Source organism: Streptomyces kronopolitis (assembly GCF_014646275.1).
GTDB lineage: Bacteria > Actinomycetota > Actinomycetes > Streptomycetales > Streptomycetaceae > Streptomyces > Streptomyces kronopolitis.
Window position 1 is genome coordinate 86,984 of record NZ_BMND01000012.1, and the last position, 25,340, is coordinate 112,323.

Genomic DNA, 25,340 nt, shown 5'->3' on the forward strand with positions numbered 1-25,340 from the left:
CGGTGCCTGTCCCACGTGCCGTCCGCGGACCAGCGGCGGAATCGTTCGTACACCGTCTTCCACGGCCCGTACCGCTCCGGGAGATCTCGCCAAGCCGCCCCGGTCGACAGCTTCCACAGGATCCCGTTCCTCACCTGCCGCCGGTCACGGACCGGCCGCCCCATCCGCGATCGAGGCAGCAACGGCTCCACGACAGCCCACGACTCATCGGTCAACTCATGACGACGCACCACGACTTACCAACAGCACAAACCACTTTGCGGACACCGCCTAGGAACTGCCGTCACAGTTCACGCCCGCGTTCCTAGGAGAGGCGAGGGTGCGAGCTGTATCCGGCCGCGTACTGGTGGGCACGGACGGCTGGTGGCCGACAGTCAGGACACCGAGAACTTGGCAACGTATGCGTCGAAGGGCTCGATGCCGACTTCCGCACGGAGTTCGTCCATGCACCCGGGCTCTTCACAGGGCCACGGAACGGGCGCCCCGTCCTGCACACCGGCGATCTGCGTGCCGTAGATCTGCTTGTGGCCCTGATTGACCAGTACGCGGTCCCGCAGAAAGGCCAGATCTCGGGGGCGGGCCACGCCTGCGAACACCGCCTGCTGCATGAGCTGGAGAGCGCGCCGCTGCACGTCGAGCTGACGGTCGGCGTGCTGGGCGATCAGCCACGCGGCGCGTGCCACCTCCTCACCGACCAGCTCTGCCGTCGGCCAGCCCTACTCATCCATGATCGCGCCGAGTCGGTCACCGTGCCGTGCCGTCAGTCGGCGCCACGCCAACTGCTCAGCCGGATCCTGGCTGTTCGCGTGCGGGGCGGATCGGTGATCGACCGCAGCCATGTCCGTGAGCTCCACCGCAAGCGCGGCAACGCCGTGGTCCACTCTCAACTCCCCGGGATGGAAAGGTGTGTTGTTTTGGTCGTGGGCAACCTTAAGCGCGCCTATCAGGCATAAAGAACATTCCGAAGAACGGTGACAGGCACCTCTACGCGAAGGGAGAATGGACCTACCCCCGGAGCCAGAGCCGGATCGCTATGACGGTACGCATCGCTCAGGTGAGGCCAGGCCTGAGCAGCAAGCCCCTTCACGTGGGCGGGCGCCCGGTCTGGTGCCCCTTCGGGCGCGGGGCGGTGTGGGACGGGGCCAGGTCCACTACGGGGCGGACCCTGACGGTGCGTGGGTGGTGTCTCGTCCTGGCGGGCGAGAAATTGGCGGCGGGTGGGACGGATCCTGGTGGCGGCAGTCCGCGAGGGGGAGCCGCTGCGGCGGTCTCCGGATGACTCGCACTGCCTTTGCCGCCCCGTACCCGTCGGAGTGGGTCACACCGCACCGGCCGGCACCTCGCGCCGTGTTGTCTCGGCACGCAGGCTACCGGTGCACGAAGGAAGAGGAGCGTCACCATGTCCCGGAGACCGCACCCCGTCGCCACATCGCCGGAGAACCTGCACTACCCGCGCAGCCTCGCGGCGTTTCGTGGCACCAAACTGCTCGTCGGGGGCTATCTCGCCCTGAGCGTGCTCGCCCTGGTGGCCATCGTGCTGTTTCGAGACCACCCGGCTCTGGTGAACGATGCCGTTCGGGTGCGGGGAAGCATCGTCGTCGCCAGCGCCTCGGTGATGTTCGGTTGCGCGGTCCACGCGGCCCGGGGTTCGCGCGGGGCCTGGCGCAGGTTGCGGGTCATCTCGGGCGTGATGGTGGGGGCCATCGTGGTCATCATCGCGGTCCCCGGTGCCTTTCCGGTGTGGCTGAAGTGGGAGCAGGGCGCCTGCGGGCTTCTTTTGATCGGCGTTGTGCTGCTCGTCAACGGCAGGCAGCTGCGCGGGGTGTTCGCCGCCGGATGAGCCGGGAGGAGGGCCGTGGTCAGAGTCGGACCACCATTTTTCCGGAGTTGCGGCCGTCCATCAGGCCGAGGAAGGCTTCCACGGCGCGGTCGATGCCGTCCTCGACGGTCTCGCGGAAGCGGATCTGCCCGTTGGCCAGCCAGCCGCCCATCTCGTCGGCGAAGCGGGGCTGGAGGTCGGTGTGGTCGATCACCTCGAATCCGCGCAGGGTGATGCGCTTCTTGACCAGTTCGACCATGTTGCACGGGCCGGGCGGGGGCTCGGTGGCGTGGTAGCCGGAGATGGCGCCGCACAGCGCGGCCCGGCCGTAGTGGTTCAGGGCGTCGATGGCGGCCTCGAGGTGGTCTCCTCCGACGTTGTCGAAGTACACGTCGATGCCGTCCGGAGCCGCCTTCGCGAGTTGTGTGCGTACCGGTGCGGTCTTGTAGTTGAAGGCGTCGGTGAAGCCGAGTTCGTCGGTCAGGTAGGCGACCTTGGCGTCGGATCCGGCGCTGCCGATGACCGCTTTCGCTCCGCGCAGCCGTGCGATCTGGCCGGCCAGGCTGCCCACCGCCCCGGCCGCGCCGGAGACGAAGACCGTCTCCCCCGCGCGGAGTCCCGCGATCTCGGTCAGCCCGACGTAGGCGCTCAGACCCGGCATGCCCAGCACGCCGAGGAACGCCGAGTCGGCGACGCCTTCGACGCGCCGCAGGAGTGTGAAGCGGTCGGCCGGGGCGACCGCGCCGGTGCGCCAGCCGAGCGCGCTGAGCACCAGGTCCCCCGGAGAGAGGCCGGCCGCCCGCGACTCCACCACCTCGCCGACGGCGCCGCCCGTCATCGGCGCATCCAGCCGGTAGGCCGACGCGCCGGTCTGGGCGGGGCTCATCAAGGACCGCATGTAGGGGTCGACGGAGAGGTAGGTGTGGCGGACCGCCACCTCTCCCGGCCCCGGTGCGGGTAACTCCCTCTCCACGAGGCGGAAATCGTCCGGTGTCGGGCGCCCCACGGGGCGGGCGGTCAGGTGCCACTCCTGCACGGTTCCGGTCATGCGCCGTTCTCCTGTTGAGGTCGTCGGGCCACTCTTCCCTTCCGGCAGCGCGGCCGGGCGCCGGTTCATTCCCCAGCCGTTGTCAGTGGTGCCTGGCAGACTCGGCTCCCTCACGATCAGGCACTATCAGGCACGGTCAGGAGGGCGGATCATGACCGGACAGGACGCTCCAAGCCATTTCGCACCGCGGTGGGAGGGCGATACCCGCGACCCGGTGCCCGCGGTGGGCGGCGAGCGCGAGACGCTGGGCGCGGTCCTGGACTGGCACCGGGACACCTTCGCGCTCAAGTGCGCCGGACTGCCACCGGCCCTCCTCTCGCGGCAGGCGATACCGCCGTCCGGCCTGTCCCTGCACGGGCTGGTGCGGCACCTCGCGGGCGTGGAGCGATGGTGGTTCCGCATCCAGTTCGCCGGTGAGGACCTCCCCCTGCTCCACTACTCCGACGAGGATCCAGACCAGGACTTCGGCGTCCTCGACGGCGATGTGGACGAGGCCTTCGCCGTCTGGCGGGCGGAGTGCGCGCACTCCCGGCGGATCACGGCGCAGGCCGGGTCGCTGGAGGAGACGGGGATCCGCAGACGGACCGGTGAGCCGGTCTCGTTGCGCCGCATCCTGATCGACATGATCGCCGAGTACGCGCGGCACAACGGCCATGCGGATCTGCTGCGTGAGCGGCTCGACGGGACAACGGGGATGTGAGCGGAGCCGTTCGGGCGCGGGACGTTGGTCAGAGCGGTGCGGCGAGGTCCTGGGTCCACCAGGGTCCGCCCGCGCCCTGGACAACTCCGACGCCTACGGCCGTGAACTTGCAGTCGAGCAGGTTGTCGCGGTGCATGGGGTCGCCCATCCAGTCGTTCACCACGGCGGCGGCGGTGCGCGGGCCGCGGTGGAGGTTCTCGCCCCAGCTGCTCCAGCGGAAGCCGGCGGCGCTGATCCGGGCATCGGGGCCGGTGCCGTCCGGGGTGTCGTGCTCGTAGTAGTCGCGGGCGGCCATGTCGGCGGAGTGCCGCTGCGCCGCGGTGTGGAGTCGGCGGTCGATGCGCAGCGGCCGGCAACCGGCCCGGGTCCGCCGGGCGTTGACCAGGGCGGTGACCTGCTCCTCCAGGTCGGGCGGGGTGGCCGACGGGGTGGGGGTGCGCGGGACGGTCGGGGTGGGGGACGGCGACGGGGAGTGTGACGGCTTGCGGGTGGGGGTCGGCGTGGGGCTCGGGGACGGGCGGTGGGTGACCACGGTCCGTGCCGCCTTCGGCTTGTCCTTCCGCGCGTCCTGGGGCGTGCCGCCGGACCACCACACGGCGGCGAGGACGGCCGCGGCGAGGGTGGCGGTGCCCGTGACGGCCGTGCCCTTGGTGATCCGGCGCGGGCCCGTCGGCCGGGTGGGCGGCGCGTGCTGCGTGCCCGCTCCGCCGGACCCGTGGGGCGGGGCGGCCACGGCCTGCGCCGTCGCGGCGGTCGGGGCCGTCAGGACCGAGGGCGGGGTGAGATGGGCGGGCAGCGGCAGCATGGCGAGGCCGGCCAGCAGGCCCTCGGCGGGCAGCAGGTCGTTCCAGTGGCCGGAGCAGGTGGCGCACTGGCGGGCGTGGCGGGCTATTCGCTTGCGCCACAGGGCACAGGGCTCGTGGTCCCAGGTGGCCGTCAGCTCGGTCAGGTCGGGGCAGGGCGGGTCGGCCGCGAGGGCGCGGACCACGACACGTCCCGCCTCCAGCTGCTGCTTCATGCGCTGTACGCGGACGGCCGCGTGGCGGGAGTCGATCCCGACGGCGGCGACCAGCTCCGGTCGGCTGATCTCGCCGGCGGCCTCCAGCCACCACAGGGAGAGCAGCGAGCGGTCGCCCTCGTCCAGCCACCGGGTGGCCGCGGCCACCTCGCGGCGCTGACCGGAGAGCCCCAGCCGAAGAATCGTGAGGTCCACGAAGTCGGCGGAGCGGTCGGCCCGTTCCGGCGCCTGGTCGAGCCCGACGGCGGGCGCCTGCCGGGCGGTGTTCCACCGCCGGCGGACCTGGTTCATGGCGATCGCCACCAGCCAGGAGCGGAACGACGCCGGCTCCCGCAGGTCCGTCAGCGACTCCAGGACGCGCAGCATGGTCTCCTGCACCACGTCGTCCACGTCCGCGTGGCCGTCCAGTGCCCGGCCCACGACGTTGTAGATCAGCGGCAGGTATGCGGCGACCAGCTGCTCGCGGGCCTGTTCGTCGCCGGCCTGGGCGGCCTCGACGGCCGCCGTCCCGTTTTCCTGCTTCACGCCTTTTCGTTCCTGTTCATCCGTGCGTACCCATGGCCCCCGCACTCAGGTGACCCGGTGGGCGCACCCCGACAACAGAAAAACCTACGTGGATCCGGAAATCTGTGCGCACCCGCCCACCCCCGCGGCTCGATCCCCGGCCACGCCCTCCGGTCACGAGCACCCCCGCAGGCCTCCGGGAAAATCTTTTCGAGGTTTCCGTTATCGGGGACTGCGCCCCCACTCTCCCTTGTGTCGGACCACAGGGACGACGGATCTCAGCGGCCCGCCGGCTGCAGGGATCCGGCGCGCCCCGGCGGTCCGGCGCATCCCCGACCCCCACAGGAAACGGAACCATGAACAACGACCACCGTCAGACGGAGCCGCACGACCTCACCGCGACCGGGGAGGGCCGCCGGGCGAAGGAGCCCGCCGGGCACCGGCGTTCCGACGCCCCGGGTGCCGGCCGTCCGGGCGGGCGGCACGGACGCCGCAGCGGTCTGCACCGCGGCGGCGCCCACCCCCGGCGGAACACCACGCTGGTGGCCGCGGCGGCCGTGCTCGTCGTGGGCGGGGCCTGTGTGCTGCTGATACGGCCCGGCTCCGGAGCCGACCAGGCGCTCGCCGCGAACCAGTCCGCACCGGAGGCGCCCGCGCCGACCGACGCCCCGTCCACGGCGCCGAGCCCCTCGCACTCCCCCAAGACCCACAAGCCCTCCGCCAAGCCGTCGAAGGCCGCGCGGCACACCAAGCAGCACAAGGCTCCCCGGCCGCAGCCGACCCGCTCCAGCCACGAGCCGAGCACGTCGTCCACCACGCCCCGTGTCGAGTCCGGGCCGGGGACCGGCACGCCCGGCGGCACGCAGACGGCGACCGGGACCGCCGCCCGCTTCGCGCAGAAGATCGTGCAGATGGTCAACGCACAGCGGGCGCAGCACGGTTGCGGTCCGTTGAAGGTCGACTCGCATCTGACGACCGCCGCGCAGAAGCACTCCGACGACATGGCCGCCCGCAACTACTACGAGCACAACACGCCCGAGGGCGTCGACCCCGGCACCCGGATGACCAACGCCGGTTTCCCGTGGAGCAGTTGGGCAGAGAACATCTTCAAGAGCCCGAAGGACCCGGCCACCGCGATGGACGGCTGGATGAAGAGCCCGGGCCACCGCGACAACATCCTCAACTGCTCCTACAAGTCCACCGGAGTGGGCGTCAACCTCAGCGCCAACGGCCCGTGGTGGACGCAGGACTTCGCCACCCACTCCTGACCTGCCCACTCCTGATCCGCGACGCCTGATCCCCCACCGCTGATCTGCCACCGCGGTCCCACCCGGCGGTCCGGAGTGGATCCGGGCCGCCGGGGTCCGCGGCACCGGACGGGTCAGCCGCCCGCCGTGGTGAAGGTGCGGCCGAGGAAGCCGTCCAGGCTGCGGCGGGCGGCGGCGGCGTGCGGGCCGGCGAAGATCTCGGCGGCGTGCAGGGTGCCGGGCAGGACCGTGACCTCGGCCGCGGGGAAGCCGTGGGCGACGTCGCGCAGATGCTTCTCGTCGGAGAGCGGGTCGTCGGCGGTCCCCAGCAGGAGCAGTTCACCGTCGTAGGACGAGCCGTTTCCCGAGGAGTAGCCGCCCAGCGAGGCGAGCGGGCTGATGCCCGCGACCCCGGACGGGCGCTGGGCGCGGTCCGCCAGCATGCCCAGCATCACCGTGCCGCCCATGCAACCACCCACCCAGGCCACGTCGGTGGCACCGCGCGAGCGCAGCAGGCGGGTCGCGTCGGCGACGGTCCGGCGGCGGTCCGGACCCCAGTCGAAGGTGACGACGTGGTAGCCGCCGGCGGCGAGCCGCTTGGCCTCGGCCGCCCATTCGCAGGCGTCGCCCCAGGAGATGGGGGCGAAGACCACGCCGCGCGGGCCGGCGCCCAGGGTGACCAGGCGGCCCTTGCCCGGGGCGCCGGGCAGTCGGTAGGCGCCGGCCTGCCGGACGCCGTCGAAGCAGGACGGCAGCCGGTCGGGGGCGGCGGTGAACTCTGGCATTCCGGCGGTTCCTTCCTCGGTGGAGCGGTGGTTTTCCGCCATCGCGCTCCCCTGTGCGGCCGTGTCCGGGGCGCGGCCGGTACAGGCGGAGGCACAGGTCAGGGCCAGGGCCAGGATTGCCGCCATGACCAGGGGACGCCTCGACTCACGTAGGGACATGAGAGAAGCATAGAGAGAAAGCATTGTGAAAAGCTATATTGAAAGATAGCTGGAAAGCTTTTCACCGCGTCCACATCGGGTACGCACACTGTCCCCCCAGGTCAGAACCAGCCTGTGCGGACAGTGAGATATCTTTGTACTGAGCAATCGGGCAGAGGGAAGGCGGCTCACCATGGAGCCTGACCACGTAGACGAGATCATCTCCGCCTGGGGACACGAGCTGCCCGAAATCGCCGGTCTCCCGCTGGAACTGGCCAAACGGACCGCTCTCCTGGTCTCGGCCTTCGACATCGCCGCGGGCGCCGAGCTGGAGAAGCTGGGCCTGACCCAGGCCGAGTACGGCGTGCTGGCCACCCTCCGGCGGATCGGCGCCCCGTACCGCCTCAAGCCGACCGACCTGACACACGCCCTGCTGCTGTCCTCCGGCGGCACCAGCAATGTCATCAAGCGCCTGGTGGCGGCCGGCCATGTCACCCGCGCGGCGGCCGAGGACGATGCGCGCAGCAGCTGGGTGCAGCTGACACCGAGCGGGGTGGAGACCGCCGAGGCGGCGGTGCGCGCCACCACCGCCGTGCACGCGCGGCTCGTCGACCGGATTCCGGAGCAGACGGCGAAGGCGCTCAGCGAACAACTGCGTATCGCGCTCGCCGCCATCGAGGAGGGCGTGCTGATCCGCCGCTGACGCGAGGCGTCAGCGGCGGACGGTTCAGCGGACGGCGAGCCGCTCGCGCAGGTCGTCCGCCTGTGCCAGCAGCCGGGGCAGCCCGGGGTGGTTCAGCACTCCCCCGCGCTTGACGGTCCGCCCGGCGACCAGGACCGTGTCGACATCGGCGCGGTCCATCGACGACACCACGGCCGCGATCGCGTCGTGCACCGGCGCCACACCCGGACGGTCGGTGCGCAGCATCAGCAGATCGGCCTGCTTGCCCGGGGTGAGGGAGCCGATCCGGTCCGCCATGCCGAGCGCCTCCGCGCCGCCAAGGGTGGCGAACTCCAGGACGTCGCGCGCCGTGAGCAACGGCGCCTCGGGGCCCGCATGGCCGTGCAGCGCGGCGAAGCGGCCGACCTGGAAAGCCGCCCGCATCTGCGTGAACATATCGCTCGGCGCGGCCACTTCGACGTCCACGCTGAGGCTGGGCCGCAGACCGGCGGCCGCCGCCGCGGCGAACGGCGGCAGCCCGTGGCCCATCATCATTTCGATGGCGGGCGCGACCGACAGCGCGCCGCCGCTGTCGTGGATGAGGCCCATCTCGCCCGGCTCCATGCCGGTGCCGTGGATGAACACCGTGCCCGGGCGCAGCACCCCGAGACGGCGCAGCCGGGAGACCGGGCGGCCGCCGCGGATGTGCAGGGCGGTCGGCACGTCGAGTTCCCGGGCCAGGGCCCAGCCGCGCCTGGTGCTCTCGTCGCTGCCGGCCTCGGCGTTGAGCGCCATCGTCACCAGGCCGTCCTTGCGGTGCAGCCGCTCGCGGACCCGCCGGGCGTCGTCCGGTGTGCCGTGTCCGTAGGCGAAGACGCCGCGCAGTCCGGACGAGGTGAGCGCGTCGAGCAGGGCGTCGGTGTGTTCCTCGGTTGGCTTGTCGACGTTGGAGATGTCCTGGACGGTGGTCACCCCCGCGTCCAGGGCGCCCAGCGCGCTCAGCAGATTGCCGAGGTGCAGCTCGTCGGCGGTGAGCCGCGGTCCCAGGGTGTTCAGCACGACCGCGAAATACTGGTCGAGGGTCTGGTCGGCGCCGCTGCCGCGCAGCGCCGCCTGCCACATGTGCCGGTGGGTGTCGACGAAGCCGGGGAGCACCAGGCAGCCGCGCGCGTCGATCCGTTCGCTCACCTCCGCCACGTCGAGGTCGGGGCGGACGGCGGTGATCCGGTCGTCCTCGACCAGGATGTCGGCGCGGGGCAGCTCACCGGTGGCCGGGTCCATGGTGAGGACCCGGCCACCGGTGATCAGCGTACGAGCTGTGGTCACGCGGCTCCCCATCCCTGCGGCGGGTCGAGGCGGCCCATCTGCAGGTTCCAGTACTCGGTGTTGCGGCGGCAGCGGCCGTCCGGGGCGAAGAGCAGGACGTTGCTCTCCAGGAACGTCACCCAGTGGTCGCCGTCGGGGTTGATGGCGGGGGCCCGCAGGGTGACCCAGAGTTCGACGGCGGCCCGGTTGCCGGTGACGACCGGGGTGCCGTGACGGCCCGTCATGTCGCTCTGGCCGGAGGTGATGTCGCGCCAGTAGCGCCCGATGGCGTCGCGGCCGCGGAAGGTCTGCGCGGCCACGCCCGGCACCGCCTCGTACACGGCGTCGGGGGTGAACAGCCGGACCGCGGCGGCGTCGTTCTTGGTCCGCCAGGCCTCCAGGTAGGCGTCGGTCCAGCGGGACACATCGGCGGTGGTCAGCCGGCCGGACGGCTCGGCGGCCCGGGCGGCCGAGGTCACCGCCGCCAGGGGCAGTGCGGCCATGCCGGCCCGGAGCAGGGTGCGGCGGTGGGTGCGGGAGTTCACAGGTGTTCGGTGCCCTTTCCGTGGAGAGACGGTGGCGCGGGGGCCGGCGGGTGCGCGCGCCGGCCCGGGAGCAGTGTCCCGTTTACTGGAGGCGGAGGGAGAGTTCGACACCGTCTCCGAGCGGAAGCTGCTGGGAGAGGTAGCCGTTGCCGGCGGTGCGGACGTGGTCGGTGAACTCGGCCGGCAGCATCGGCAGGTTGTCGGAGACGATCAGGGTGCCGGCCCGCAGGGCGGGTTCGAGGACCTTGAGGACCGGGAGGTACAGCTCCTTCCACCCGTCGAGCAGCAGCAGATCGATGCTGCCGGGGAGATCGGCGAGCTGTTCGCGGGCGTCGCCGATCCTGATCTCGGTCCAGGCGTCGAGCCCCGCGCGCTCCAGATGTTCGTGGGCGCGGCCCGCCTTGCCGGGGTGCAGCTCCGAGCCGATGATGCGGCCGTGCCCGTTGTCGCGCAGGGCGGCCGCCGCATAGATCGTCGAGGCGCCGAAGGACGTACCGAACTCCACCACGAGGGACGGGCGCATGCCGCGTACCAGCTGGTAGAGGAAGGTGCCGACCTGCGGGTGCACCGGCAGCGCGGCCTGGGCGCACAGCTCGGCGGCCTCCTGGGCGGTCGGCGGCTGCGGCCAGTCGGCCGTGGTGGCGTAGGCGCGCTCCATCACGGCCCGGTCGCTCTTCTCGGCCGTCCGGGCGATCTCGTCCAGGACGGCGGTCACGCGGGGGTCGTCGAGTCCGGTGGTCATGCCTGTGCCCTTCCTTGCCGGGCGGCGGTCAGCAGCGCCGGGTCGAGGTAGCTCTGGGCGTTGTAGATGGTCCGGTCGGTGTCGAGGATCTCGCGCCGGCCGTGCATCACCCGGGTGTTGTCGATCAGCGCCACGTCGCCGTCCTGCCAGTCGAGTTCCTCGGTCAGCGTGGCGGTCAGGCGGCGGAACTCGGCGAGCAGCTCCTCGGGTATCTCGGTGCCGTCGGCGAAGGTGATCCGCGGGGCCTCGTAGTTGTACGAGGGGCCGAAGACGCTGTTGGCCCAGGCGAGCCGGCTGCCGAAGAGGGTGGGGTGGGCGGCGCCGGTGCGGTAGGCGTAGTGGATCGAGCCGTCGTCGTTGAGCTGGAGGGTGGTGGACACATTGCCGCCCACCAGCGCCTTCATGTCGTCGAAGGTGACGCGCTCGGGGTCCTTACGGCCGTCGGACTGGTGGCAGACGAACGCCTTCCACTTGGGCTCCTCCACCCGGCGGCTGTACATGATGTCCTTGACGCCGAAGACCGCGTGGGCGGTGTCGCTCGCCGCGTCCCAGACGCGGTAGCCGTCGCAGACGGTGGTCTGCGAGCCGCTGGCCGCGGCCTTCTCGCACAGGAACCAGGTGAGGTCGGGGCCGAAGGGGCTGTTGCCGTTCTCCAGATGGAGGCCGACGGCTCCGGTGCCCGCGTCCACCTTCTGGGCGACCTCGCCGCCGTGGAAGGTGCGCGCCGGGTCGAGGGTGATCCGGCTGGAGTGCGCCTTCACGAACGAGCTGAACGCCTCCAGGTCGGTGTCGAAGCCCCGGAAGAGCAGGAATCCGGCGTCGGCGAGCAGCCCGGTGACCCACGCGGGGTCCAGTGCACCGAGCGACCGGTCCCCGGTGGGCAGGACGAGCCGTCCGGTGGCGGCACCGTAGGGCCGGACGTCAGCGTTGGTGGTCATGCGTCTGCTCCTTGGTGGTCGAACAGTGTGCCGTTGGACAAGGCGGTGCGGATGGCGGCCCGCATGGGCCGGCCGGTGACGGTGAAGAACCTGCGGTAGAGGCGCTCGTCGGCGACGGTGAGGTGCGGCACGGCGACCTGCTCCACCTCCGACAGCTGCGCGGCGCCGAACTCCCGGACGGCCGCCTCGGCCGCCGCGAGGTCGGTGGACTCCTCGACCAGGAAGAGGCCGTGGAGCGCGTCCAGCCCATCTCCGAACACCGCGACCGCGCGGACGAAGGGCAGTTGGGCGTACTGCGCCTCGACCCACTCGGGTGCCACATTGCGGCCGGCCGCGGTGATGATGACGTTCTTCTTGCGTCCGGTGATGCTGATGAAGCCGTCCTCGTCGATCCGCGCCAGGTCGCCGGTCCGGAGCCAGCCGTCGGCATCGAAGAGCAGGCTGGAGGGATCGTCGCGGGTGTACCCGGCGAACAACGAGGTGCTCCGGATGAGGAGTTCGCCGTCGTCGGCGATCCGCACCCGGACGTGCGGCAGCGGCCGGCCGACGGTTCCGGGGCGGCGCGCGGCCGGGGTGTTCCAGCTGACCACGGAGCTGTTCTCGGACAGCCCGTACCCCTCGTGGACCGGCAGGCCGTGGTCCTCCAGGCGGCGCAGCAGCTCGGGGTGGACGGGCGCCCCGCCGCAGCACAGCAGCGGCGCCTCGTCGCCGCCGAACAGGGCCCGGGCGACCGCCTGTCCGCTCTTGTCGGCCTCGTCCGCCGCGGTGGCGAAGGCGTCGACCAGTGCGGGCGTGGCGACCAGCGCGGTCGGACGGGCCGCCGCCACATACGGCAGCATGTCGGCGGCCGCCGCCGCGGCGGTGCCGACCAGGGCCTTGCCCGGCGGCGTCAGGACGAGCGTGCCGCCGTCGAGCAGGACCATGTACAGGCCGGTGACCTGCTCGATGAGCAGACTGAACGGGACGACGGACAGATAGCGGGCGAAGGCCCCTCGGGGCATCACCGACCGCAGCGAGCCCAGCAGTTCGTTCAGAGCCCCCGCCCGGATCCGTACCCCCTTGGGTCGGGAGGTGGTCCCGGAGGTGTGGATGACCTTGCATTCCCAGTCCGCGCCGTCGGCCCCGGCCTCGCGCAACACCAGCGGCGCGGACGGCACGGGCCCGTCGGTGGACAGCGGCAGCACCGTGCAGTGCGCGGGCAGGACCCGGTCCCTGCCCCACTGGGTGAGGCGCTCCTGCCCGGCGTCGTCCACCACGCACAGATCGGTCTCCGCCAGCAGACCGGCGGCCTGCTCGGCGGAGAAGGCGAGCGGGACCGGCACCTCGATGGCGTGCGCGGCGATCAGGGCGAGGTCGGCGACCACGAAGGCGGGGGTGTTGCCGCAGACCACGCCGACTCGTGGCGGCCGGCCGTCCCCGGGGCCGATCCGTTCGGCGAGGTCCGCGGCCCGGCGCGTCACTTCCCGGTAGGTGAGTGTGCGCGCCGGGGCACCGTCGTTCCCCAGCACCTCGATCAGTGGCCGCTCCGACTCACCGAAGCCGGTCAGGCTCTGCTCAATGCCCAGCATGGCCGGCCACCTCCATCGCGCTGATGCTCAGCTGGAGGTCGGTGACGGAGTAGCGCCCGGTGGCGTCGGAGAAGAGCCGGTCCAGGGCGTTCAGGGCGATGACGCCGACCTGGGGCTCGTGGTCGTAGTACGAGCCCCAGCGCGCCGCCTCCTCGGGCGACAGCCGGCGGGGGTCGGCGGGGCCGAACGGCACGAAGCAGATGCCGGTCCGGCCCAGCGTCGTGATCAGGCTCCTGGTCACGGTGCACAGGATGTACTCCATGCCCAGGCACCAGGCGATGATCGGGGTGGCTCTGATCAGTTCGCGGCCGACCGAGGAGCGGCGGGTGGCCAGCGCCCCCACTTCCACCACCCGCCTGCGGTCCACCGTGACCCCGAGACGGGCCAGCGCGGCTTCCTCGACACCGGTGTCGAGGTACCGCTCGGAGAACAGTTCCTGGTCGCTGCCGAAGGTGAGCCCCGCGCAGGCCAGTGGCGCCGCGGGTTCCTCCGTCCCGCCGCAGGCCGGGCGGGCGACGATGAATGAGTCGGGCCGGGGCGCCACATCGGCGCCGTATGCCTGGGCGTACACCTCGCGAGCGAGGTCCGCGGCGTCCAGCCATGAGCTGGTGGACCGGTGTGCCAGATCGATCTGCACGGTGCTCCCCCTTCCCCGGCTGCCGGCTCTACTTGGTGCCGACGACCAGGGAGACGGAAGAGGGCAGCGCGATGCGCTCGACGCCCGACAGACCTGCGTCGTTCAGCCAGCCGGAGATCTCCGGCAGGCTGTAGGTGCGGTCGCCGGAGCAGGCGTACATCGCCAGGGAGAAGGCGGCGTTGTGCGCGTCGAGCTGCTCCCCGCGGACGTCTTCGAGGACCACGATCCGGCCGCCGGGCCGCAGCGCCTGGGCGGCCCGCGCGATCAGGTCCCGGTTCTCCTCGTCGGTGTGGTTGTGCACGATCTCGAAGAGGAAGACGATGTCGTAGCCGGTGCCGAGGTCGCCGCTGAGGAAGCTGCCGCGCTGCAGGCTGATCCGGTCGGCCAGGCCCGCCTTCTCGATCGCGGAGCCGGTGTCGGCGAGCGCCTCGGGCAGGTCGACGATGGTCGCGGACAGCTCGGGGTGGCGCTCGCACATGGCCATGGAGTGCAGCCCGTGCGAACCTCCCAGGTCCAGCAGGCGCCGGGCCCCGTCGGGTACCGGTACCGCGTCGACGATGGACTGCACGGTCAGCCGGGACTTGATCCGCATGTAGGCGGAGAAGTCCCGCCCGGCCTCGGGCTTGTCGGCCCAGCGCTCCCACAGGGACTGGGCGGGCTTGCCGTCGCGTACGGCCTGCGGCAGATCCCACATGACGTTGGTGAGTTCGTACGCCCACAGCAGCGCCGGGGTGAAGTCGTACTCGGCGCCCTTGCCGAGCCAGCGTTCGGCGAGCGGGCCGTTGCGGTAGCGCCCGTCCTCCAGGGCGAGCCAGCCGAGGACGGCGACGACGTCGGCCACCGCGCGGGTGCCGTCGGTGCTCGCGCCGATCGACGCGGCGAGTTCGTCGAGGGTCTTGGGGCCCTCCTCCAGAGCCGTGAAGATGCCGAGCTTGGCGGCGGAGGTGAGCGCCGCGTAGTGGATGGTCGACCCGATCACCTCGTCGATCGGATTGCCGGTCAGCTCGGCATCGGTGGTGGTGTTGAACATGGCTGAGCTCCTCGGGATGGCAGGGGAGAGCCGCGCAGACGGTACGCGGCAGGGCAGGTGTGCCCGCGGGGGCCCGCGGGCACGGGAAGTGGTGGGACCGCCGTTCGGGGACGCACGCCGTGCCGGTCGTGCCGGGAAGGGTGCGCCACCGGGGCGGGCCGGCTCCGGCCGCGCCGGGAAGACGCAGCGGAGGGTGTTCCGCGCCGTGGTGCCTGGTGCCGTGGTGCTTCACCCGGTGGGGCGGGCCCGTCGGGTGAGGGTCAGCTGATGGGGTGCGCGCCGGTGACCGGCGCCGATGCCGCGCTCCAGGAGGCCACGTGAGATACGGCCCCCCGGGCGTCGTGGCGCATGAGGCCTCACGCCTCCGGTGCGGCCGGCAGGGCGGCAGGCAGGGGAGGGCCCGGGGAGGCCGGGCGGCAAGGACAGGAGGGGGCCGCTGTGGCGGCGGCTGCGAGGTGACGGTGCCCCGCACACGGGGAGCGGCGGACACGGACCGGGGGCACCCGGGTCCGGCCGGAGGGGCGTACGCGAGTCCACGCCCGCTCCCGGGGCGTGTGGCCGATCGACAGTCGCACGGGCGAGCCGTCAACGGCCCTCTTCCGCACGGCGGTTGCCGTGTCGCGTATCCGGTGCACCGGCGCGCCACTGCGGACCTCCGTGGTGGAGATGTCCGCAGAGCGCACCGGCCTCTGACGGCTGTTCATCGGGCCCCCCTCCCGTCGCAGCTGCCTCAATGAGATCCGCGGATGGTCAGCCGGCCACCTCGTCGAACGTGACGGCCGCGCGGCCGGCGCGGTGGATGTGCGCCGTCTCGGCGATCCGGCGGCCGAGCGCCTCGGCGGTGCGCAGGTCGCTGGCGCAGGGGGTGACATCGGCCCCCTCGTCATTGTTCGACTGGGACATGGCGCCCAGCCAGCTGCCGAGCCGGTTGAGGTCCTCGGGGCTTCCGGTGGAGGTGTTCCAGCCGCCGTACTCCGCGAGGCCGACCCAGACCATGCCGTGCTGGGCGGCGAACAGCGCGATGTCGATCAGCGCGTTGAGCTTGTCACCGGCCATGTTGCCGCTGTTGGTGAAGCCGCCGGCGATCTTGTTCTTCCAGCGCATGTTGTCGCCCCAGACCGCACTGGTGGCTTCGACGAAGGCACGGAAGACGGCGCTGCTGCCGCCCATGTAGGTCGGCGTGCCGAAGATCAGCGCATCGGACTCCTGCAGCACCTCCCACAGTTCGTCGTTCAGCTCGGCAAGGGAGACCAGGCGTACCTGGGTGTCGGGAACCTTCTCGGCGCCGGCCGCGACGGCCGCCGCCTGCTTTGCGGTGTGGCCGTAGCCGCTGTAATACGCCACCGCAACCTTGATCTGCATACTTCTCCCCCACCCGGGACGATTCAGTGTTTTAGCTTTCACTAAAGCTGTCCAGAAAGCTTTAGGCGCTGGTTACGCTATCCACCCACACACTTCCAAGGCAAGCGTCTCCGGCGAACACCCCGAAAAGAACCGGCAAACCGGCAAGTTGGCACAGTTCGCACGGCCACCCCCGACCGCCGGCCGCCCGTCCGCGCGCCCGCCCGGCCCCACGGCCACCGAGCCGACCGGATCCACGGAAAGCGATGAGGTGACGCGTCGTCAAATACCTTTTGAGTCAATGGACTTCATGAGGGAGCGGGTAAGGCAGGCGCCGCCTGCCGCACTCGCGTCGACGGCTACGGCGAGACCCGGACGGGGCGCCCATCGCGACACAACCCCCAATGTGACCCACCTCACACCAGGAGGTGTCATACGTCGAAGGGCCCGCATCCGTGTGCAGGGTGACGGGCCCGCAGGGGGCCCGGAACCACGGGGAAGGAAATCAGATGCGAAACAGGCGCATTCTCACCACCGCACTCGCCGCCGCCACGCTCACGGTCCTCGGACTGGGCGGTGCCGCTCAGGCCCACGCGGCCCCCGCCGCCGCGCCGGTGGCCCGGGTGCAGCACCGCGTCACGCCGATGGACGGCCCGCCCGGAACGGTGTGGACCGGCAAGAAGTTCTGGACCCTCAGCGGCTGCCAGGCCGCCGGGACCGACCTGGTCAGCAGCGGCAAGTGGGCCGACCCGTTCTGCGACGGCGGGGGTCTCCAGTACGACCTGTGGGCCCGTCCGCTGTAAATCGCCGGCACCTCCCGGCAGCGCACACCTCCCGGCCACACCGGTGGTCACGGGGTGCGGCGTCGGGGATGCGGCCGCCCCCGTACGTCCCCGAACGTACGGGGGCGGTCGCCCCTGGACCGGACCGTCGGCCGGCCGCCCTGGATCGAACCCGTCGGCCGGCCGGACCCGCCGGTCCGTCAGTAGTAGCGGGCCATCAGTTCCGTCGCCCACTGGGGCTGCCGGCGCGGGCCGCGGGGTCCGAACTCGTCGAGGTAGGGCTTGATGTCGAGGACCGGGGTGGCGTCCACCGCGTCCAGGCCGAGGACGTGGAGGTCCAGGCCGTCGACCTTCACCAGCGGGCAGCGCGAGACGCCCAGCCGGTTGGGGCGGTCCTTGCCGCGCTGCGCGAAGATGCCGACCAGCGGCCAGTCGGGGTTGCCGCGCGGGTGCCGGGCGCCGGTCTCGATCGCGTCCTCGGGTACCCGGTCGAAGTGGAAGACGACCTCCAGGTGGGAGAAGTCCGCCAGCCCGGCCAGCGACTCCTCCCCGTAGGCCGCGCCGTCCAGCCGGATCACGGCCGGCACCTCGCCCCACTGGTCGTCGGTCAGTTCACCCCGCGGGCTCACCACCCGGCCGATGGGCCGCAGGGTGATCTCATCGGGCTGAGGGCGTGCGGTCCGGTCCATTCAGGTCCCCCCTGGGTCTGTGCGACAGTTGCCCCAGCCTGCCCCGGCGGCGCCGGACGGATCAGGTGAAACCCACCGCGGGTGCGGGCTGTTGGGGGCCGGCGGCAACAGCGGGGACGTGCGCGAGGGCGGCACTCGACACGCGGTACCGCCCGTTCGGCACCTCGGCGGCGGTGACGTGGACGGTCAGTGGGCCCGCCCATTCGTAATCCCGCTCGATCGCGTGCCGGGCCAGCACATCGGTCAGCTGCCGCCCCACCTCTCCCCCGCGCGCGGCGAGCGCGTCATGCACGTCCGGTGCGAGTTCGACGGTGTAGTCGTTGGGTACCAGCACCCGATGCCTGCTGCACACGACGGCGTGCTCATCGCACTCCTGCCGCAGGTCATCGAACAACTGGACCGGGTCGGTGCGGAAGATCTTGGCCAGCAGCGCGCTCTCGCAGTCCTCCACGGCACGTTCCATACGCCTCAGCATTCCCATGACGGTCGCCTGCCCGATGGATGCCATGGACATGCAGGGATGCTGCTCCGCGATCGCACCGGGCCCGGCGGCGGACCGGTCGGCGCCGGGGCCCGGGCCGGAGCCGACGGGCGTGGCCCGCGGGAGCGCATACGCCTTGGTCGCTCCGCCGTGGGCCGCCACAATGGGCGTGTGCCGATCATGACATTCCCGGAAGCCGATGTCCCGCCCGCGCTGCACGATCAGGTGTCGGCGCTCAGGGACGAGGCCTGGCCGCCGGACTCCGCGTCGGCGCCCGGCACGTTCGCCCACGACCCCGCGCTGCGGCCGGTGTCGATGCTGCTCGTCGAGGGGCCCACGGTGCTCGCCGCGCTCGACATCCTCCGCAAGGACCTCGTCCACGACGGACGGCGGTTCCGGGCCGCGGGGCTGAGCACGGTGGTGACCCGACGGGCCGCGCGCGGCCAGGGCCACGGCCACCGCCTGGTGACGGCCGCCCGGGCGGAGATGAGCGCCATGGATCTGGACATCGGCCTGTTCACCTGCGACCGGCCGCTGCTGGCCTTCTACGAGCGCGCGGGCTGGCGGCGGCTCCCCGATGCGGTGCTGATCGGCGGTACGCCGGCGGGCCCGTTCCCCAGCGACCGGCCCGGCTTCGACAAGGTCACCCTGGCCCACTTCTTTACGCCCCTCGCCCGTCGGCACCGCTCCTCCTTCGCACACTCCCGTATCGAGCTGTACCCGGGCGAGATCGACCGGCTCTGGTAAGAGGCCGAGTCCCGTGAGAGGGGGGCGCCGCTGGTGATCTCCCGGGTGCACGAACCGTCGCTCCGCCAGCTCTGCGCACTGCGACAGCCAGTTCCGGCCGATGAGCACGAGCAGGACCAAGCAGCTCTCCAGGGCGCGTCGCAGGTGGGGCGGAAAGTGTTCAACCGGTGCGGTGCGGCGGCGGGCCGCTTCGACGCCGCGACCCGTTCCGCAACGACGACCGGGAGGGGAGACCACTGAGGGCATGCCGCCGTGCCCCGGAAGGGGTGGCGGCCCCTCCGACCGGTCTCCAACTACCCCTCCTCATCTCCGCATTCACGTAGATCCCTTCACCGAAGTGCCCCGGCACCGACGACGGCCGAATACCGCCGTCCCCCGCCGCCACGTTTATCGCTCGTTGATCACCGGCACCTTTGCTGAGTTGAGCGGTACTCGGCCGAGGGTGCGGTGCTCCCGCCTCCCGGCCGACGACGACCGGCGCGACCACACGGCGCTCGGGCAGACGTGCCCGGGCCCGCGAGGAGCACGCGCGCCGCCGCTGTCCGCTGACCAGGACGCAGAGGAATCCGCAAGGGGGAGAACGCAGATGAGGCATCGCAACGACAAGCTGAGGTCGCTGATCGCGGGGGCGAGCGCCGGACTCGTCCTCGGCCTGCTCGGAACCGTCCCCGCACAGGCCGCATCGGAGCGGCAGATCCCCAGCCACTCGCACCCGTGCGAGGACGCCCCGGTGTCCTGGCACGCACACGACGACAACAGCGGCGCCCCGGTGCTCAAAGGAGGGCGAGCCCGACCCGCGGCGGTGACGGTTCCTCCAGGAAGTGCGGGGTGAGAAGAACGGGGTGAGCGGTGCCCCGGGCCCGGTGCACCACGGGGAGGTGCACGGGCCGGCCAGGGGCCGAGAGCCCACACGGAGGTGCGGCGCCCTCACATGGCTCGGCGAGCCGGACACGCGCACGGCGGAGGGCCAACAAGGTGAACCTGGTCCGCCGGGAGCCGGGAATGGCACCGGGCCACGCAGCGGAGAGGTCTGATGGTGGGCGATCCGATCTGACGGCCGGTCCGGCACCGATCTGCCCTGATGCTGCCGACAGGCGCTCCCGCCTCCGCACCGGCACGACATCCGAGGAGCAGGAACGACGATGGCATCCGACTCGACAATCGCCCAGGTGACCATGACCCTGGCGGCCTTCGCGGCCACCGGGGCCACTCCGCGCCCGTCCGGGGAAACCCTGCAGCAGCAGACCACACGCATCATTACCGGCATCCACGCGCAGCTGAAGGACCCCGGCCTTGCGACGCAAGGCGCGTGGGAGCTGGTGTGGCTCGCGCTGAGCGACGCCAACGCCAATATGGCCTTCCTCGTACGCAGCACCAACGGTTCGAACGAGTTCGCCGTGGTCGCGCGCGGAACGGATGCCGATGTGACCGACATCCTCGAGGACCTCGATGTCGGCACCGTCGTCCCGTTCCCCGAAAGCGGATCGCCGACGGCCATCGCCGTGTCCAAGGGGGCGAAGGATGCGTTCACCCGCGTGGTCACCGCCCGCTCGATCGCATCTCCCACCCCGAACGCCACGCTCGCCCAGGCGCTCGGCGTCGCGCTCAAGGCGGCGCCCTCCTCGCCGCAGCCGACCGTCTATCTGACCGGTCACAGCCTGGGCGGTTGCATCGTCAGCATGCTCGCGCCGTACCTGCAGGCGCAGACCTTGCCGAAGCAGCCGAAGTTCGCGGTGATGACCTATGCCGCTCCCACCGCCGGCGTGCAGAGCTTCGTCGACTACTTCGACTCCGTGCCGTGGGTCATCAACGAGCGCCAGAACAACGCCTACGACCTGGTCCCGCACGCGTGGGCCGCTCTCGACATCACCACCGGCTGGTACCCGAGCCCGGGGCCGCTGGCGACCGAAGAAGTGAAGCTGCTCATCGAGACGATCGCCAAGCGCACCAAGGGCAACGTCTACGTCCAGCCCGGCTCGCTCTGCCTGATGAACACCGGGTACACGAGCCTTGCCGAGAAGCTGGTCAACAAGACCACGCAGGACTTCCTCGGCCAGATCGCCTACCAGCACGCCAACTCCACCTACCTGGAGCTGGTGGGGGCGCCTGACGTCCCTTCCCCGCCGGTGGTGACCAGCATGACCCCCACCTTCGGCGCGGCGGGCGACCGGGTGACCATCAACGGCAAGGATTTCAGCCAGGACAGCATGGTCGACTTCGGCACCTTCGCCTGCACCGAGCGCACCGTCGACCCCTCCGGTACCAAGATCACCGCTCAGGTGCCCAACGGATCAGGTGTCGTCCACGTCCGTGTCACCAACACCCTCGGCACCTCCCCGGCTGTCGCCATGAGTCAGTTCGCCTACGGCGGACCCGCACCTGTGGTGGTCAGTTCGGTCAGCCCGACCAGCGGAAAGGTCAGCACCCCGGTCACCGTCAACGGCTCGGGCTTCGCCGCGGGTGCCACCGTGCACTTCAAGGACAAGCCATCCGACTCGGTCACGTTCGTCTCGGCCAACCAGATCACCGCGACAGCGCCCGGTCAGCTCGATGTCCAGCAGACGGTGAACATCACCGTGACGGTCGGCAAGGCCACCTCTCCCACCAGCCCGGACGACGAGTTCACCTACACCGGCCGGTAGCGTCCGCACGCCCCACTCCGGGGTCCTTCGGGCGGCCGAACCGAGGGAAACCCTCCAAAACCACCCCCGCATTACTGTGCCCGCCGAGCCGGTCCTCCAGAGTTGCCGGGTCGCAGACTTGCCGGGTGCGGTACCTGCTCCGGTGCTGGCCGCCGCTTCCCCCACGACGACCCGAAGGACGTGCGTCATGAGCGAACGAGTCATCACCCCGCGCAGCCGCGGCTTTCTCTTCCTCGACTCCCACCCGGCCGGCTGCGCGCGCCTGGTGGAGGAGATGTGGCGGGCCGTCCCCGCCCCCGAGCACGTCCCGGACACCGCTCCGGTGGCGCTCGTCGTGGGCTCCTCGGCCGGCTACGGGCTGGCCGCGACGATCGCCGGCCTCGCCCGGGCGGGGATCCGCGGCATCGGCGTCTGCTTCGAGAAGGCCCCCACCGAGCGGCGCACCGCCACCGCCGGCTGGTACCGCACCGCCGCCATCGCGGAACTCGCCCTCCGGCACGGTCAGGAGATGGTGTTCCTCAACGGCGACGCCTTCTCCGACGCGATGAAGGAGCAGGTCGCAGATGTCCTCCGGGAGCGCTTCGGCCGCCTGGACCATCTGGTCTACTCGGTGGCCGCACCCCGGCGCACCGACCCGGACACCGGTGCGGCCCACACCTCCGTCCTCAAGCCCATCGGCGAGGCGTACCGCACCAAGACGCTCGTCTTTGACGGGGCGGGAACGCCGGAGGTCAAGGTGGTGGAGACCGCGCCGGCCGAGGGCGACGACGTCGAGCAGACGGTCGCGGTGATGGGCGGCGCGGACTGGGAGCGGTGGATCGACCACCTCGCCGACCGCGGTCTGCTCGCCGACGGTTTCACCACTGCCGCCCTGTCCTACATCGGGTCCCCGCTGACGGACGGCATCTACCGCCAGGGCACCATCGGCGCCGCCAAGTCCCACCTGGAGGCGACCGCCCGTACGCTCGACGAGCGCCTGCACAAGCTGGTCGGCGGCCGCGCGGTGACCTCCGTCAACGGTGCCGCGGTCACCCAGTCCTCCACCGCCATCCCGGGCATCGCGCTCTATGTGGGGCTGCTGCGCGGCGCCCTCGGCGAGGGCATGGTCCCGCCGATCGCCCAGCTGGCCGATCTGTGGGATCAGCTCACGGGCGTGCGGCCGCTCGATGTCGACGAGGACGGGCGGGTGCGGCTCGATTCCTGGGAGCTCAACAGCGCGGTCCAGGCCGCCGTCACCGAGCGCTGGGAGACGGCCACCACCGAGACCATCAACCATCTCGCCGACCTCGAATGGTTCCACGCCGAGGTACAGCGGCTCTACGGTTTCGCGGTGCCCGGCGTCGACTACACCGCCCCGACGGACACTCAGATCCCCTGGCCGGACACCACTTCCTGAACTCCCGGGGCAGACCGAACTTACGAGGCGAGTTCCCGGTGATGGCTACGGTGACGGCGACGGCAACGACGCACTCGGCCAATCTCAGTCAATGCGTGGGAATTACATCAACCGGCTTGCCGGGTAAGCAATTACCTGCTCCGGGTAACCGGTCGCGCGATTCGGCCGGCCCGCGATTCGTTCGGTCCGCGGTCGATTTCCTCGTCAGGGAATTCGGACGACCGGGCGCCGCCGTCCCTCATGCGGGTTTCGCGCCCTCGTGAAACCCGGTACCGAAGGAGGTCTCCCGGACAGCGGGACACGGGAGAGAAGAGGCGGGCAATGGGAGACCGGGACGGGTGTATATCCGACTGGCCCTCAGGCGGCCGGGCCCGCGTGCGGGGCCGAGAAGGACAGGGCGGGCGCTCCGTCGAAGGGGCCACATCGTCACCTGTCCGGCCGGCTGATCAGCCGGCGAATGTCTCTCGGTCAGCCGCGGCGGCCGCCGCGCCGGACTGCGGTACTGGAGGGCCGCGGGGCGGCGTCCGCGGACCCGCCGGAGCCCGGCCGCCCCACCTGGCGGGGGATGGTCGCGGTCACGGTCTTCCCGCTCGACCCCCTGCTGACCTCGACGGTCTCCGCGATCCGACAGACCATCGACCAGCCGAATCCGCCGCCTTCCCCGGTGACGTCGGGAGTGCGCGGACGGGGCAGCACCGGGCTGGCATCCCCAACGGACACCATGATCGTTTCTGGATCGGCCAGCAGCCGCAGCGTGCAGCTCTTGCCGCCGGCATGCCGCACCGCATTGGTGACCAGCTCGGAGACGACCAGGATCACGGCCTCCCGGGCATCCCGTTCCACGGAGGGCTCCAGGCGCGCCAGATACTCGCCCACGAGGTGTCGCGCGGGGCCGACTGCTTCGGAATGGCAGTCCAGTTGAAGCTCCAGCACCGAAGACGCGGTGACCGTACGCGGAGCCTCGGCGGTGCTCATGATAAAGCTCACCTCATCGCGTCGGGTTTCCTTCAGACCGGAAAGCGTGCCCTCTTCCCGGGGTATCAACCACATATCTTTGATGTCGGACGAAATAGCGCGCTCGTCGCGAGGGTTCGGAAAGATCAGTTCGAACCCGGTCTCGTCCGGGCGGACAAGGACAGCCACGGCGCCACGGAACACCCCGAGGGGGCGGAAGCCGTACGGCGCCTCAGCTCACCGTGACGACCCCGAGGCCTTCCTCCCGAACCCTTCCTGGTGAAGCAGGCGCCTAATGGGCGGGCGCCAGAGGCAGCACCGGAAGAAGGGAGCCACTGTCATCATCCTCCGGACATTCGCGTGCCCGATTCCACCCTCAGCAATCGGGAAATCCCCTAGTTTGCTTCCCGGGGCGTCGGGTATGAGCGCCGCAATTCCAGCCGCCCCACAGCCCGGGAAAGTCTTCCGCACGGCGCCCCACCGCCCCCGGAGGCGCACCGCAGCCCCGCGGACGACCTCCGCGGGGCTGGATGCGGACGCCGACGGCAACGGCCTTCGGGCCGCTCGCACCGGGGGGCGCCGTCTCGGCGGAAACCACCCATGAACAAAAAGCCCATAGGGGTCATAACTCGCCATTCCGGACAGCGGCCTGTGCCCTCCTAGCCCTCGGTCGCCCCCGGCCCGGCACCACCCGCATCCCCACGAAGATCATCGCCGTGGCCGCCAGGTACCCGAGGACCAGGACCGCGGTGTGGTCCGCCGTGGCCTCCGCCGACCAGCCCGCGCCGCGTGCCGCGCCCTCGAAGACGACGCGGTTGACGCTCAGGAAGACCAGATGCGTGCCGATCGCCATCCACAACGGCGCGGGGCCCGGTGCCGTCCGTGCGGCCACCAGCGTCAGCCCGAAGACGAGGAGCAGGACCGCGTAGGCGACGGGGTCCTGGCCCGCGGGGGCGAAGCCCACCGGCGGGGCGGCCACGCCCATGGCCCGGGACACCGCGGCCTGCACCACCGTGGACGCCCCGGGCACCAGCAGGAACACCGCCGTCGTGCCGAGGGCCGAGAACGCCCCGCCGAACCGGTCGCGCAACGAGGCCCAGGCGTGCCCCCGCAGCGTCACCTCCTCCGGGAACGCCTCCAGCAGCACGGCCACCACGGCATTGCCGGCCAGGAACGATGTAAGGGCCGCGGGGTCCGGCTCGGACCAGCGCAGCCACCCGACCGCGGTCCCGGCACCGAGGACGGCGACGGCACAGGACAGGGTGACGGCCACGCCGCGGAAGAACCCGCGCGGCGCCGCGGCCGGCGGACCGAGCCCCAGTGGACGCCGTCCCGCCTGCCGTCCGGCCCGCAGCCACAGCACCACCGGGACGGCCAGCGCGCTCACCACCACGGCGCACAGCAGCTGCCGCGGATACCCCTCGGCGCCGACCGCGCGGGCGAGTGCCCCGCCCAGGACGTTCCCCGCGCCCAGCGCGCCCGCCATCACCGCACCGCCGCCCAGCGCCCTCCCCCAGGCCCGCACCGCCGATCCCCGCGCCGCCGCTTCCGTCCCCGCAACCGAGCCCGCAGCCATCCCCGCCCCCCCAAGGCCGTCGAGGCCTCCGTGTGCCTCGGTCTCCG

General features: G+C 71.5%; 24 protein-coding genes and 2 pseudogenes. 9 read left to right on the forward strand and 17 right to left on the reverse strand.

Annotation, left to right across the window (positions count from 1 at the left end; all coding sequences use genetic code 11):
• Positions 1-5: 5 nt before the first annotated feature.
• Positions 6-233, reverse strand: a pseudogene (locus IEY78_RS15630) (transposase); the annotation flags it as partial.
• Between the two features lie 141 nt (positions 234-374).
• Positions 375-839, reverse strand: a pseudogene (locus IEY78_RS15635) (DUF6624 domain-containing protein).
• Between the two features lie 560 nt (positions 840-1,399).
• Here IEY78_RS15635 and IEY78_RS15640 point away from each other — a divergent pair.
• On the forward strand, positions 1,400-1,840 hold the full coding sequence (locus tag IEY78_RS15640) for a hypothetical protein (RefSeq protein WP_189098623.1): 441 nt from the start codon (positions 1,400-1,402) through the stop codon (positions 1,838-1,840).
• Positions 1,841-1,859: 19 nt separating this feature from the next.
• Here IEY78_RS15640 and IEY78_RS15645 read toward each other — a convergent pair whose 3' ends face one another.
• A complete protein-coding gene (locus tag IEY78_RS15645) occupies positions 1,860-2,867 on the reverse strand; it encodes an NADP-dependent oxidoreductase (protein ID WP_189098625.1) in 1,008 nt (335 codons plus the stop codon).
• A 151-nt stretch (positions 2,868-3,018) separates the two neighbouring features.
• Between IEY78_RS15645 and IEY78_RS15650 the strand changes: the two genes are divergently transcribed.
• Positions 3,019-3,567 (forward strand): DinB family protein, encoded by a 549-nt coding sequence (locus IEY78_RS15650; protein WP_189098627.1) that lies wholly within the window; start codon positions 3,019-3,021, stop codon positions 3,565-3,567.
• 28 nt (positions 3,568-3,595) lie between these two features.
• Here the strand turns inward: IEY78_RS15650 and IEY78_RS15655 are convergent, their stop codons facing one another.
• Complete coding sequence (locus tag IEY78_RS15655; protein WP_189098629.1) at positions 3,596-5,110, reverse strand: sigma-70 family RNA polymerase sigma factor; 1,515 nt, start codon at positions 5,108-5,110, stop codon at positions 3,596-3,598.
• 335 nt (positions 5,111-5,445) lie between these two features.
• Here IEY78_RS15655 and IEY78_RS34435 point away from each other — a divergent pair, with 335 nt between their 5' ends.
• On the forward strand, positions 5,446-6,357 hold the full coding sequence (locus tag IEY78_RS34435) for a CAP domain-containing protein (protein WP_229699972.1): 912 nt from the start codon (positions 5,446-5,448) through the stop codon (positions 6,355-6,357).
• 113 nt (positions 6,358-6,470) lie between these two features.
• Here IEY78_RS34435 and IEY78_RS15665 read toward each other — a convergent pair whose 3' ends face one another.
• Positions 6,471-7,121, reverse strand: coding sequence for an alpha/beta fold hydrolase (locus IEY78_RS15665; RefSeq protein ID WP_189098631.1), 651 nt, complete (start codon positions 7,119-7,121; stop codon positions 6,471-6,473).
• Between the two features lie 331 nt (positions 7,122-7,452).
• Between IEY78_RS15665 and IEY78_RS15670 the strand changes: the two genes are divergently transcribed.
• Positions 7,453-7,962, forward strand: coding sequence for a MarR family winged helix-turn-helix transcriptional regulator (locus tag IEY78_RS15670; protein WP_189098633.1), 510 nt, complete (start codon positions 7,453-7,455; stop codon positions 7,960-7,962).
• 24 nt (positions 7,963-7,986) lie between these two features.
• On the opposite strand, the gene IEY78_RS15675 is transcribed toward IEY78_RS15670, so the two are convergent.
• The 8 genes from IEY78_RS15675 to IEY78_RS15710 all read right to left on the reverse strand — a co-directional run bounded on the left by IEY78_RS15675 (position 7,987) and on the right by IEY78_RS15710 (position 16,047).
• Positions 7,987-9,246 (reverse strand): amidohydrolase family protein, encoded by a 1,260-nt coding sequence (locus IEY78_RS15675; RefSeq protein WP_189098634.1) that lies wholly within the window; start codon positions 9,244-9,246, stop codon positions 7,987-7,989.
• Complete coding sequence (locus IEY78_RS15680) at positions 9,243-9,770, reverse strand: nuclear transport factor 2 family protein (protein ID WP_189098635.1); 528 nt, start codon at positions 9,768-9,770, stop codon at positions 9,243-9,245. Before IEY78_RS15680 ends, IEY78_RS15675 begins: the two co-directional genes overlap by 4 nt.
• Before the next feature lie 82 nt (positions 9,771-9,852).
• A complete protein-coding gene (locus tag IEY78_RS15685; RefSeq protein WP_189098636.1) occupies positions 9,853-10,512 on the reverse strand; it encodes an O-methyltransferase in 660 nt (219 codons plus the stop codon).
• Entirely contained in the window at positions 10,509-11,450 is a 942-nt protein-coding gene (locus tag IEY78_RS15690; RefSeq protein ID WP_189098637.1) for a TauD/TfdA family dioxygenase, read from the reverse strand. Before IEY78_RS15690 ends, IEY78_RS15685 begins: the two co-directional genes overlap by 4 nt.
• A complete protein-coding gene (locus IEY78_RS15695; RefSeq protein ID WP_189098638.1) occupies positions 11,447-13,018 on the reverse strand; it encodes an AMP-binding protein in 1,572 nt (523 codons plus the stop codon). Before IEY78_RS15695 ends, IEY78_RS15690 begins: the two co-directional genes overlap by 4 nt.
• Positions 13,005-13,655, reverse strand: coding sequence for a thermostable hemolysin (locus IEY78_RS15700; protein ID WP_189098639.1), 651 nt, complete (start codon positions 13,653-13,655; stop codon positions 13,005-13,007). The genes IEY78_RS15695 and IEY78_RS15700 overlap by 14 nt, the downstream gene beginning before the upstream one ends.
• A 28-nt stretch (positions 13,656-13,683) precedes the next feature.
• Entirely contained in the window at positions 13,684-14,685 is a 1,002-nt protein-coding gene (locus IEY78_RS15705; protein ID WP_189098640.1) for a methyltransferase, read from the reverse strand.
• 750 nt (positions 14,686-15,435) lie between these two features.
• Positions 15,436-16,047, reverse strand: a complete 612-nt coding sequence (locus tag IEY78_RS15710) for a flavodoxin family protein (RefSeq protein WP_189098642.1) — start codon at positions 16,045-16,047, stop codon at positions 15,436-15,438.
• A gap of 488 nt (positions 16,048-16,535) precedes the next feature.
• Between IEY78_RS15710 and IEY78_RS15715 the strand changes: the two genes are divergently transcribed.
• Positions 16,536-16,829, forward strand: coding sequence for a hypothetical protein (locus IEY78_RS15715; RefSeq protein ID WP_189098644.1), 294 nt, complete (start codon positions 16,536-16,538; stop codon positions 16,827-16,829).
• A 179-nt stretch (positions 16,830-17,008) separates the two neighbouring features.
• On the opposite strand, the gene IEY78_RS15720 is transcribed toward IEY78_RS15715, so the two are convergent.
• The gene (locus tag IEY78_RS15720) at positions 17,009-17,497 is read right to left on the reverse strand and encodes an SAM-dependent methyltransferase (RefSeq protein WP_189098646.1); all 489 of its coding nucleotides are present in this window, start codon (positions 17,495-17,497) and stop codon (positions 17,009-17,011) included.
• Positions 17,498-17,558: 61 nt separating this feature from the next.
• Positions 17,559-17,978 (reverse strand): DUF3662 domain-containing protein, encoded by a 420-nt coding sequence (locus IEY78_RS15725; RefSeq protein WP_189098817.1) that lies wholly within the window; start codon positions 17,976-17,978, stop codon positions 17,559-17,561.
• Positions 17,979-18,158: 180 nt separating this feature from the next.
• Here IEY78_RS15725 and IEY78_RS15730 point away from each other — a divergent pair, with 180 nt between their 5' ends.
• The 4 genes from IEY78_RS15730 (at position 18,159) to fabV (ending at position 22,763) form a co-directional block, all read left to right on the forward strand.
• Entirely contained in the window at positions 18,159-18,725 is a 567-nt protein-coding gene (locus IEY78_RS15730; protein WP_229699987.1) for a GNAT family N-acetyltransferase, read from the forward strand.
• Positions 18,726-19,311: 586 nt separating this feature from the next.
• Positions 19,312-19,557, forward strand: a complete 246-nt coding sequence (locus tag IEY78_RS15735; protein WP_189098648.1) for a hypothetical protein — start codon at positions 19,312-19,314, stop codon at positions 19,555-19,557.
• A 343-nt stretch (positions 19,558-19,900) separates the two neighbouring features.
• Positions 19,901-21,367, forward strand: coding sequence for an IPT/TIG domain-containing protein (locus IEY78_RS15740; protein ID WP_229699988.1), 1,467 nt, complete (start codon positions 19,901-19,903; stop codon positions 21,365-21,367).
• Between the two features lie 187 nt (positions 21,368-21,554).
• On the forward strand, positions 21,555-22,763 hold the full coding sequence (gene fabV, locus IEY78_RS15745) for an enoyl-[acyl-carrier-protein] reductase FabV (RefSeq protein ID WP_189098650.1): 1,209 nt from the start codon (positions 21,555-21,557) through the stop codon (positions 22,761-22,763).
• A gap of 468 nt (positions 22,764-23,231) precedes the next feature.
• Here fabV and IEY78_RS15750 read toward each other — a convergent pair whose 3' ends face one another.
• Together IEY78_RS15750 and IEY78_RS15755 are read right to left on the reverse strand one after the other, a co-directional pair.
• The gene (locus tag IEY78_RS15750) at positions 23,232-23,906 is read right to left on the reverse strand and encodes an ATP-binding protein (protein ID WP_229699973.1); all 675 of its coding nucleotides are present in this window, start codon (positions 23,904-23,906) and stop codon (positions 23,232-23,234) included.
• Positions 23,907-24,339: 433 nt separating this feature from the next.
• Positions 24,340-25,242, reverse strand: coding sequence for a CPBP family glutamic-type intramembrane protease (locus IEY78_RS15755; protein WP_189098651.1), 903 nt, complete (start codon positions 25,240-25,242; stop codon positions 24,340-24,342).
• Between the last annotated feature and the right edge of the window lie 98 nt (positions 25,243-25,340).